This is a genomic window from Streptomyces sp. WZ.A104, from assembly GCF_002382885.1.
Taxonomy (GTDB): domain Bacteria; phylum Actinomycetota; class Actinomycetes; order Streptomycetales; family Streptomycetaceae; genus Streptomyces.
In genome coordinates this window covers 56,365-67,633 of sequence record NZ_NWVL01000009.1, presented here as the reverse complement: position 1 = coordinate 67,633, position 11,269 = coordinate 56,365, and the positions used below count along the sequence as shown (strand labels likewise).

Below are 11,269 nucleotides of genomic sequence, written 5' to 3'. Positions count from 1 at the left end.
CTCTCACGGTGTGGGCTGCCTTCCGTCATCACTGCCGCCAGGACCGGAACGCCCGCAGCTGCCGCGGAGTCGTCTCGGCCTCGACGCCCGGGCCGTCCGGGGCTCCGCCGCCGAGCGCCGCGATCAGGCGCCGGGCCGGAAGGTTGCGAGGGGTGGGCTCCGCCGTCAGCCGCACGGTGGCGCGGCCGAGGGTCTCGGCCCGGTCGGCCAGCCACTGGAGCAGCCGCTCCTCCACGCCGCGGCCGAGCACGCGGCAACTGAGCAGCCAGGCCAGGACGTCCAGGCGGGAGGCTTCCTGACGCAGCGCCAGCAGGCCGATCTGGCCGTAGTCGCCGAACCGGTCGCGGGCCGCGACGGTCCAGACCTCGCCGTCCTCCCGCCACCGCTGAAGGTCGCCGCCGTCGGCCGACCGCTCGCGCAGCGTGAACTGGTTGGTACGCCGGATGAGCTGGGCCGCCCGCTGCGTGTCCGGCTCGGCCAGCGGACGGATGTCGAGCTCCAGCTCCAGCTGTTCGAGGAACTCCTCGAACCCGGCCTGTTCCCGGGCCGCGTCGCGGGCCCGCTCCTGGCGGTAGAAGTCCGCGCGCAGCCCGTCCTCGGCCGTGGCCGCAGCGGGTATCAGGGGCCACAACCGGGCCAGGAACGGTTCGAGTTCGCCGGCCGCCGGGCAGGTCACGGAGAGCACTTCGGGCAGCGCGGACCGCATGGCGGCGATCTCCGCCGGGTTGTCGTCGAGGAAGAGGAAGCTGTCCGGTCCCAGGTTCATGGTCCGGGCGGCCGCCTCCAGGCGGTCGGCTTTGCGGCCCCATCCGGCGTCAAGCACGCTGAAGTGTTCCGCCCGCAGCACGCTGTCGGGACGCTCCAGGACGGCCCGTACGGTGGCTTCGTCGTTGTTGCTGATCAGGACCAGCAGGGTCCCGGCGGCGCGCCACCGCAGCAATCTCCGGGCCAGGAGCGCCCGGGCTCCGCCGAGGTCCACGCCCTGCGGTCCGCTCTCCCCCGCCACTCCGCTCCACAACGTCTCGTCGCCGTCCACCGCGATCACCTTCGGCGGGGTACGGCGGACCGTCGCGGCGGTCTCGGCGAGCGTGAGGGCGACGGCCGCCTGAAACTCGGGGGTGAACGGCAGGTGGGCCAGCGTGTCCGTACGCTCGTCGAACCGCTCCTCGACGACATGGTGGCGGGTCCAGTCCTCGGGGCGCAGGACCGCGATCCCGGGCAGGTCCGCGAGCACGGCGGCGACGTCCCGCTCCCACCGCTCGTACCGGGCCTCACGCCGTCCGGACGGCAGGAACCCGACGATCAGCGGCAGCCGCGTCCGCTCCGACAGGGCTCGCAGGGCGTCCGGATAGGCCGTGCGGAGTTCGTCGAGCAGTTCCTCGCTCACCGGCCCGAACCGTTCCAGGTCGACCGCCCGCACCAGGACGGTCCCGATCTCCGCCGAGGGGTCGGCGAACACCCCGGACGGGTCCTTGAGACTCGCCAGCACCTGGTGGTAGGGCGCCTCGACGACCTGGGGCGGGGTGCTCGGCGCCCCGTCGGCGGGGTCTGCGGCCCAGGCCGCCGCGCAGAGCAGGGGGAGGTCTCCCAGTGCGAAGGTCGCCGCGACGGGGAGCGTACGGGGCCGGGCGGGCAGCGGGGCGGTCGCGGTCACGCTCTTACCCGCCGCCGGGTGCTCCGGCCGGACCGGGGCGGCCGGGTCGTCGGCCACCTCCTCCAGGAGCTGGAGGAAGTCGGCGGCGAGCGCGGCGCAGGCCGCCTCGTCGATGATGTCGAGGTTGTGGTCGAAGCGGAGCTGACCGGCGTCCGGCGTCATGATGATCATGAGGTCGAGGTCGGAGTGCCCCGTCCCGACCGGAAGGATCTCCAGGGCGTCGAGTTTCGCAGAGGACCGGATGTAGTTGAAGTAGACCTCGACCATCGGAGCGTTCTCCCGGTGCAGTCCCTGCTCGGCGAGCACGGCCAGGGTGTCGGAGAACATGGCGCCCTTCGCCAGCACCCGGTCGAGCCGGCTGTCGGTGCGGCGCAGCACCTCCTCGATCCGCTCCCCCGCCGTGGCCTGCGCGGGGAAGGGCACGGGCACTCCGAAGAAGCCGACGGCACCGGGGGCGTCGACATGGATGCGGGTGTCCACCGGGACGGCCAGCACGAACCGGTCGCGCTGCTGCTTGCGGGCGAGCAGCACCGTCAGTACGCCCAGGGAGAAGGCGGCCGGGGTGATCCCGAGCTGTCGCGCCCGGGACGACACACGCGGCATGAGTCCTTCGGGTATCGCCAGGGTGAGGCTGCCCGCCCGGAACGACCGTACGGCCGGGCGGGGGTGTGTGAGCGTCAGGTCGAGACGGCGGCTTCCGGCGAACTCCTCGCGCCGGGCGGCCGCGTCCGGCGCCCCTGCCGAGGCGCGCGACGGGTGCGGGGACGTGGGCTGTGCCTCCAGCAGCAGGTCGATGTCACGGTTGGAGACCCCCTCCCCGAGGGGTGTACCGGACAGCTCGGCGTCGATCTCGGCGGCGACGATCAGAAGCGACTGCAGATCGCTGACCGCGTGATGGGCTCCGAGGAGCAGTGTCTGTCCCGCTTCGGCACCGTCGATCAGCTCGAACCGCCACAAGGGTGCGGTCGTGACGTCGAAGGGTGCGCCGAGCAGTTCACTCAGCCGGTGCCCTGCGTCCAGCTCGGCGTCGGGCGCCAGGTCCGACCATCGGAGCGGGGAACGGGCCGGGGCCCTCTCGGTTCTCATCCGCCGGTCGGAGCCGGTGTCGTTGACGATGGAGGTACGCAGTGCGGCGTGCCGCCCCGCGAGGCGGGTGAGGATGTCCGTGAGCCGGGCGCGGGTGGTCGGCTCGGTGAGCCGGAACGCGAGGCCGATCGTGTGCGCGGCGCTCGGGGTGCCGTGCTGGGCCGCGCGCAGGAGCCGGACGACGTCGCGGGTGGCGGGCCTCAGCTCGACGTCGCGGGTGGCGGGCCTCAGCTCGACGTGGTGTGTGTGCGGGTCGGTCTCCGGGTCTGTGCCCGACGCCGGGCGTCCGAGGCCGGTGTCCGACGTGGGGTGTCCACGGCCGGTGTCCGATGTGGGGCGGCTCCCGGAGGTGTTGCCGGTGGCGGGCTCCGCGGCGGAGTTCCGCGCGGACAGCGCGGTGTGCAGTTCCTCGGCGAGACCGCGGATGTCGGCCGCCGAGAACACGGCGGACGCGGACAGTTCCACACCGAGGTCACGGCCGAGGGTGTTGCGCAGGCGGACGATCATCAGGGAGTCGAGCCCGAGCTCCTTCAGGCCCTCGGTCGCGGCGACCTCGTCGGCACCGCGACCGGTCAACTCGGCGACCGATGACCGTACATGGGATTCCAGGAGGCCGGTCCGCTCCGTGTCCGTCCGGGCTGCCAGCACCTCGCCGAGCACTCCTGCGACGGCCACGGCGGCCACGGGTGCGGCGACAAGGCCGTGCAGGAGGGGGCGGGTCCGCACCGCGTCCGGGTCGCGGGCGAGGGCATCCCGGTCGAGGGCGAGGGGCACGAGCTGGCGGCGAGCGGTAGACAGCACCCGGTCGAACATCTCGCCGCCCTGCTGCGGGGAGAACGGGACGAGGCCCGAACCGCTGGTCGTGGCGGTGCGCTTCGCCGATCCGGCGACCATGCCGATGTCGGCCCAGGTCCCCCAGTCGAGGCTGAGGGCGGGCCGGCGGACGAGGGAGAGGTGGTGCGCCCAGGCGTCCATGAAGGCGTTGGCCGCGGAGTAGGGGCTCTGCCCGGCCGAGCCGAGCAGCCCGGCGGCCGAGGAGAACAGGACCATGGTCTCCGCTTCGGGGACCAGCTCCGTGAGCAGTGCGGTACCGAGCACCTTGGGGGCCATCACGCGCCGGATGCGCTCCGGGGTCAGGTGGTGCAGGGTGGCGTCGTCGAGCACGCCCGCGGTGTGGATGACCCCGGTCACGGGGCCGCCCTCCGCGCGGAGGGCGTCGAGGGCGGCCCGCAGTGCGTCACGGTCGGCGACGTCGGCCCGTACGAGCCGGACGGCGGTTCCGCGCCGGCGCAGGCTCTCGATCCAGCGTGTCGCGGCCGCGTCGGGTGCGCTGCGGCTCAGCAGGGCGAGCTGCCCTGCCCCTCGGCCCGCCAGGCGGTCGGCGACGACCCGGCCGAGACCGCCGAGTCCGCCGGTGATCAGATACGTTCCGTCGCGGCGGACCGTTCCGGTCCCTGCCTGGTCGGGACCGGTGTGCACGAGGCGCGGTACGAGACGGCCGTTGTCGCGCAGGGCCACGAGGTGTTCGTCGTCCGCGTGCCGCAGCTGGGTCCACAGCGCGTCCTCGCCTCCGTGGGACGGGAGGTCGACGAGAGTGGTGTTCAGTTCCGGGTGCTCCTGGGCGACGGCGGTGCCGAAGCCCCAGCCGATGGCCTGCTGGGGGTGCGTCACCTCCGTGCTTCCACCGGCTGCTTGGCTGCCCCGGGTGATCAGGAAGAGCCGTGGGGACGGGTGGTACGCGCGTCCGGAGAGCGCCCGCACCAGGTTCAGGGTGCTGACGGAGCAGAGCAGGGCGGCTTCCGCGGCCGTCCCGGCCGATTCGACGGCCGGGGCGTCCAGGGCGAAGAGATGGACCACCCGCGTGGGCGGTCCCTCGGCGAAGGCCTCGTCGAGGAGCCGCGGGAAGTGCTGCGGGTCTCCCGGGTCGACGGTGTACCGTCCGGGTGCTTCGACGGTGTAGGCGCCGCCCTTGCGGGCGATCACGTGCGGGGTGGCGCCGAGGCGGCGGGAAAGGCCGTCGGCCACGCCCGTGTCGTCGGCCAGGATCAGCCAGCCGCCCGGGACGGGCTGTTCGTGCGCGGACTGTTCCCGTGCGGGCTGTCCCTGTGCGGACTGCGTCTGTGCCGGCTGTCCCTGTGCCGACTGTCCCTGTGCCGACTGTCCCTGTGCCGACTGGCTCTGTGACGGCTGTCCCTGTGCGGCGGGGCGGGGCTGCCAGCGCACCTCGAAGAGCGCTCCGTCCAGGGTGGACAGCGCGGCGAGCTCGACCCCCTCGATCTCCAGGAGCAGTTGTTCGTTCTCGTCGAGGAGCCGGACGTCCAGGGTGACGGCGTCGTCGTCCACGGCGCGCAGTCGGCATGCCGACCAGACGGGCGCGGTACGCAGGCCGGTGAGGCGCAGCCGCCCGGCCCTGCGCGGCACGAAGGCCCTGCCCTTGAGGGCGTCCCCCGCCAGGGCCGCGGTGTGCAGGGCCGCGTCGATGAGGACCGGGTGCACCAGATGCCCCGCGCGGGGTGTCCGCGCCAGCCTGCCCAGCGCCCCCGACGGCCCGCCCCAGCCCCCCTCCAGCATGCGGAAGGCCGGGCCGTAGTCGATGCCGAGCGCCGCGAGGGCCGTATAGGCGTCGGTCACGTCCGCCTCTCGGGCGCACTCCTCCCGCAGCCCGGCCGGGGTCATGGCCGGCTCGTGTCCGGGTTCGCCGGTGGCGGGGACGACGCGGCCGCCGACGTGCCGGACCCAGGGTGCTCGCCGGTCGCCGACCGGTCGCGAGGCGATACCGAAGGGCCGGGCACCGTGTTCGTCGGCGGGTTGCAGGACCAGCTGGAGCTGTACGGGGACGTCGTCCGTCAGCTGGAGCGGCCGCTCGAACGCCACGTCGTGCAGTTGGACGTCCGACGCAGTCTGGAGCACCGACACCGCTTCGAGGGCCATCTCCAGGAAGGCGGCCGCGGGCAGCCAGACGGCCCCGGCGACCCGGTGGTCCGACAGATAGGACGAACGCCGGTCACGCAGGTCGATACGGGTGTCGAACAGGTGCCGGTCCGGTACGTCGCTGGACTCGACGTGGACGTCGACGAGAGGTGTCCCGTGGGGCCCGGTGGGCGCGGTGTCGGTCCAGTGGCGCCGTTCGGACCATGCGTAGGTCGGCAGGTCCGCCCAGGGTCCGTCGGGCATGAGGCGCGGCCAGCTGATCCTGCCGCCGGCGGTGTGCAGTTCGGCGGCGGCCCGGTCCAGGCAGCCGGGTCCGTCCTCGCCGCGCTTCAGGGAGCCGACGGAGATCAGGTCGTGGCCGGTCTCCTCGGCGACGGCCCGGGTGGCGGTGATGAGGGCCGGGTGCGGGCTGAGTTCGACGAAGTGGCGGTAGCCGTCGGCCGCCATGCGCTCGACGGTGGCGGCGTAGCGGACGGGTTCGCGCAGATTGCGGTACCAGTAAGCGGCGTCCAGCGGCTCGCCCGAGACGCGTTCGGCCAGGACGGTGGAGTACCAGGCGACGTCCGTGGGACGGGTCTCGATGCCCTCCAGGTCGTCCAGGAGGGACGTGCGTACAGGGGTGACCTGGGCGCTGTGCGAGGCGTAGTCGATCTTCACCTTTCGGGCGAAGATCCGTTCGCCCTCCAGCTCGGCGAGCAGTGCCTCCAGGTCCTCCGCATCGCCGGACACCACGGTCGAGGTGGAGCTGTTCACCGCGGCGACGGACAGGCGGCCGCCCCACGCGTCGAGACGGGCCTCGACGTCCGCCCGGGACAGGGCCACCACGGCCGTCCCGCCCGTCCCGGAGATCGTCGTGAGGGCCTGGGCGCGCGTCGCGATCACTGCGGCCGCGTCGTTGAGGCTGAGCGCCCCGGCGACGCAGGCCGCGGCGGCCTCGCCCTGGCTGTGGCCGACCACAGCGTCCGGCCGCACGCCACGGGACCGCCACACCGCCGCGAGCGCCACCATGACGGCGAACAGCGCGGGTTGCACGACATCGACGCGGTCCAGGGACGGCGCGCCCGCGTCGCCGCGGAGCACCGCCAGGACGGACCAGCCGGTGTGCGGGCGCAGAGCGGCGTCACAGCGGTCGATCTCGTCGGCGAACAGCGGGGACGCCTCCAGCAGATCGCGCGCCATGCCCGCCCACTGGGTCCCCTGGCCGGGGAAGACGAAGGCCACTTTGCCCTCGGTTCGCGCCTGCCGGGGCCCCACGACCAGCTCCGGCGACGCCTGCCCGGCGGCCAGCGCGCGCAGTCCGGTCAGCAACTCCTCGCGCTCCCGTGCCACGAGCACCGCACGCTGCTCGAAGTGGGTACGGCGGTGGGCCAGGGTGCGGGCGACGTCGGGCAACGCCAGTGCTGGGTCGGCGGACAGCGCGCCGAGGAGCCGGTCCGCCTGCCCGTACAGCGCGGGCAGGGTGCGAGCCGACAGCGGGAAGAGGGTGACGGGGCGCTCGGGGGCAGGGGGGTGTCCGGCGGCCGGGGCGGGCGGTTGGCCGGAAGCCGGTACGGGCGCTTGGCCCCTGGCCGAGGCGTACACGCGTCCGGTGGCCGTGCCGTGCGCTTCTTCGGCGGCCGGTGCGGGCGGTTGTCCGGACGCCTGTGCGGCAACGCGTCGGGCTGCCGTGGCGTACGGCCGTTCAGGGTCCGAAGCAGCCGGTCGCTCCAGGGCCGGAGCGGCTGCTCGCCCGAGAACCGCGTCGGCCGTTCGCCCGGACGCCGCGTCGTCCGGCCTCCCGGAAGCCGGTTCGGCCAACCGTTCCTCCGGGGCCTCTTCCAGCACCACGTGGACGTTGGTACCGCTGATTCCGTAGGCGCTCACCCCCGCCCGGCGGGGCCGTGGGCCGCGTGGCCAGGGGCGTGGGCGGGTGCACAGTTCCAGGCCGCCGCCCTCCCAGTCGATCTGCCCGGTCGGGGTCTCGGCGTTCAGGGAGGCCGGGATCCGCTCGTGCTGCAACGACAGCACCGTCTTGATGACGCCCGCGATGCCCGCCGCGGCCTGTGTGTGGCCGATGTTGGACTTCAGCGACCCCACGGCGAGCGGCCGGTCGGCGGGGCGGCCGGGGCCGAAGACCCGGGCCAGGGCCGTGCCCTCGATGGGGTCGCCCAGTGGCGTGCCGGTGCCGTGCGCCTCGACGTAGTCGACCTCTTCGGGGCGCAGCCCCGCGGCCTTCAGCGCGGCCCGGACGACGCGTTCCTGGGCGGGCCCGCTGGGGGCGCTGAGCCCCTGGCTGCGGCCGTCCTGGTTGGCGGCGGAGCCCTTGACGACCGCGAGCACCCGATCGCCGTCGCGGCGGGCCTCGCTCAGCCGTTTCAGCAGGACCAGGCCGCTGCCCTCGCCCCAGACCACGCCGTCGGCGTCCTGGGCGAAGGGGCGGCACCGGCCGGACGCCGACAGGCCGCGGAGTCTGCTGAACTCGACGTGGCCGCGCGGACTGACCATCAGCGTCGCGCCCCCGGCCAGAGCCAGGTCGCAGGTGCCGTCGAGCAGTGCCTGTGCGGCCAGGTGCAGTGCGACGAGCGAGGAGGAGCAGGCGGTGTCGACGGTGATGGCGGGGCCCTGGAGGCCGAGGTGGTAGGCGATGCGGCCGGAGGCCACGCTGGAAACCGTGCCGGTGCCGACGTACCCGTCCAGTTGCTCCATCCCGGCCGCGCCCAGATAGCCACTCTGGTAGAGGCCGATGTAGACGCCGGTGGCACTGCCGTTCAGTGACGCGGGCAGGATTCCCGCCCGTTCGACCGTCTCCCAGGCGGTCTGAAGCAGCAGACGCTGCTGGGGGTCCATCGCGGCCGCCTCCTGGGGCGGGATGCCGAAGAACTCCGCGTCGAAGCCGTCGATGGCGTTCAGGTATCCGCCGCGCAGCGAGTACGCCTTGCCCGGGGCGTCCGGATCGGGGTCCAGGAGTGCCTCGGTGTCCCAGCGGTCGCCGGGGGCGTCGGAGACGAGGTCCGCGCCAGCGGCCAGCCGCCGCCACAGAGCCTGCGGGTCGTCGGCCCCGGGGAAGCGGCAGGCCATCGAGAGGACCGCCACCGCGTCGGTTTCCGGCGGTGCCCCCGTGTCCCGCTCCGGTGGGCCGGACACCGGCGATGCCCCCGCTTCCCGCTCGCGTGAGCCGGACGTCGTCGTGGCGGAGGGGCTGTGCGGGGCGGAGCCCCTGGCTGCCGACGGAGGCGGCAGGTCCGGGGCGTCGACGCTCGCGGCCGCCCGGGCGATCGAGGCCACGGTGGGGTGGTCGTAGACGAGTGTCGGACTCAGGGGCCAGCCGAGTTCCTCGGAGAGCCGTACGCCCAGCGTCACCAGTTCCCGTGATCCGAGGCCGAAGTCGGCCATCGGCCGGTCCCGTTCGACCTGTGTCTCTTCGAGACCGGCCGCGGCGGCGACGGCCCGGGTCAGCCAGGCCTCGATCCTTTCGGGCGTGGCGGCCCGGAGTGGTGCGGGCGGGGTCTCGATGGGCTTCTTCGCGGGCATGAGGGCAACCGTCTCCGCAGGCTGGGGTCTGGGGATTCTTCTTCGCGCCCGGTCGGCGGGCCGTGCGCCGCCGGTCCGTTCGGGTCCGCCGTGGGCGGGGCCGGGCAGCGTCGGTCCTCCGTGGGCGGAGCCGGGCATCGCGCGGCGGGCGCCGGCGTACGGTGCCGGGGCGCGACCGGGTCTCCGGACCGGGATTCCGGACCGGGATTCCGGTCAGCTCGTGGCGGCGGGCGGCTGGGCTTCCGCGACCGTCGCGAGCGTCCCGTCGAGATAGGCAGCCCGACAGGCCTTGCGCTGGATCTTGCCGCTGGAGGTCTTGGGGAGGGTCCCGGGACGGATCAGGACGGCCTGCCGCAGTGACAGCCCGTGGGCCTCTCCGACCGCACCGCGGATCGCCGCCTCGACCTCGGCGCACTCGGGGCGGGTCGTCGCTGTCGTCTCGGCGACGACGACCGGGTGTTCGCCGTCGGTCCCGCCGTCGACCGAGAACGCGGCGATGCAGCCCGGGCGGATCGCCCGGTGGGCCGTCTCAGCCGACAGTTCCAGGTCCTGGGGGTAGTGGTTGCGCCCGTCGATCACGAGCAGGTCCTTGAGCCGACCGGTGATGTACAGCTCCCCACCGCGGAGGAAGCCAAGGTCGCCCGTGCGCAGGAAGCCGCCCCGGCCGTCCTTCAGGGAGGCCCGGAACGCCTCGCGGGTCGCCCGCGCGTTGCGCCAGTACCCCTGGGTGACGCTCGGCCCGGCGACCCACACCTCCCCGATCCCGCCCTCGGGGCACTCCTGTTGCTCGTCGTCGGCGATGACCACGGTGAGGCCGGCGCCGGGCGGGCCGCAGCTGACCAGCTCGCTGCCCGTCTCCGTTCGCTCTCCGGGCCGCGGGGCCGTCATCGGCTCCAGGCCGACCGGTCCGCCGCTCACCATCAGCGTCGCCTCCGCGAGGCCGTAGCCGGGGTGCAGTGCCTCTCGGCGGAACCCGGCCGGGGCGAAGGTGTCCGCGAACCGCCGCAGCGTCGCGGCCCGCACCGGCTCGGCCGCGTTCAGCGCCACCCGCCACCGGCTCAGATCGAGGCCTTCGAGCAGCCCGGGCGTGGCGTCGCGCAGACAGAGCTCGTACGCGAAGTTGGGCCCGCCGCTGGTGTGCGCCCGGTACCGCGACAGCGCCGTCAGCCAGCGCTCGGGCTTCTGCAGGAAGTGCAGCGGGGAGAAGAGGGTGGATGTCCCGCCCAGGAAGAGGTTGTTCAGCACCGGGGCGATGAGGCCGAGGTCGTGGTGGACGGGAAGCCAGCTGACGTAGAGCTCCCCGCCCCACTCCTCGACCGTCTCGGGGGTGTGGCCCATGCCCCGGGACAGGACGCGCTGGTTGTCCATCAGGTTCGCGTGGCTCACCATCACTCCGCGCGGGGCGGAGGTGGAGCCCGAGGTGTACTGGAGGAAGGCCAGCGAGTCCGGTGCGATGGCGGGCGGGCGCCAGGCGTCCTCCGCCTCGTCGGGGATGTCCTCCGTGGCGATGCAGAGGGCGGTGTCCAGCTCCGGGAGGTGTTCGGCCATCGCGCCGAGCTCGGCGATCACCTGTTTGCTGCCCAGGATCACCGTGGCGTCCGCGTCGGCGATCAGTCGCCGTACCCGGGCGACGGCCCGTTGGCTCTGCTTGCGGCCCTGGGGCGGCAGGCCGGGTACCGCCACGACGGCGGCAGCCAGGCAGCCCAGATAGGTGCCGATGAACTCCAGGCCGGGCGGATGGAGCAGGATCGCCCGGGTTCCGGCGAGGCCCTGCTCCTGCAGATGGCCGCCGATTGCCCGGGAGCGCCGGGCCAGGTGGCCGTAGGTCCATTCCTGGACCTCGCCGTCGCAGTCCCCGTCGGCCAGGAAGCGGAAGGCGATCTTCTCGGGGTGCAGCGACGCCTGCGTCAGCAGTACGTCGACCATCGAGCGAGCCGATTCGGGCATCGGTTGGTCCCTCCCCCATTGCACGGCGTACCGGCGGTGAACGGAACGGACGGTAATATTATCGCACGACCGTTCGCACACTTACACTCTCACACACTGAACGCACAGTCGTCTACTTTCTCAGTACACTGAACCTTGCAC

2 protein-coding genes are annotated in these 11,269 nt (G+C 73.6%); both read right to left on the bottom strand.

The features are described from left to right. Positions 1-28: 28 nt before the first annotated feature. Positions 29-9,181, bottom strand: a complete 9,153-nt coding sequence (locus CIB93_RS38410) for a type I polyketide synthase (RefSeq protein WP_257002072.1) — start codon at positions 9,179-9,181, stop codon at positions 29-31. A 213-nt stretch (positions 9,182-9,394) separates the two neighbouring features. After that, positions 9,395-11,128, bottom strand: coding sequence for a fatty acyl-AMP ligase (locus CIB93_RS07145; RefSeq protein ID WP_096625198.1), 1,734 nt, complete (start codon positions 11,126-11,128; stop codon positions 9,395-9,397). Positions 11,129-11,269: the final 141 nt, after the last annotated feature.

Excerpts from the sequence above, each read along its gene's own strand:
- CIB93_RS07145 (WP_096625198.1), bottom strand. The coding sequence starts at position 11,128 with ATGCCCGAATCGGCTCGCTCGATGGTCGACGTACTGCTGACGCAGGCG.
- CIB93_RS38410 (WP_257002072.1), bottom strand. The coding sequence starts at position 9,181 with ATGCCCGCGAAGAAGCCCATCGAGACCCCGCCCGCACCACTCCGGGCC.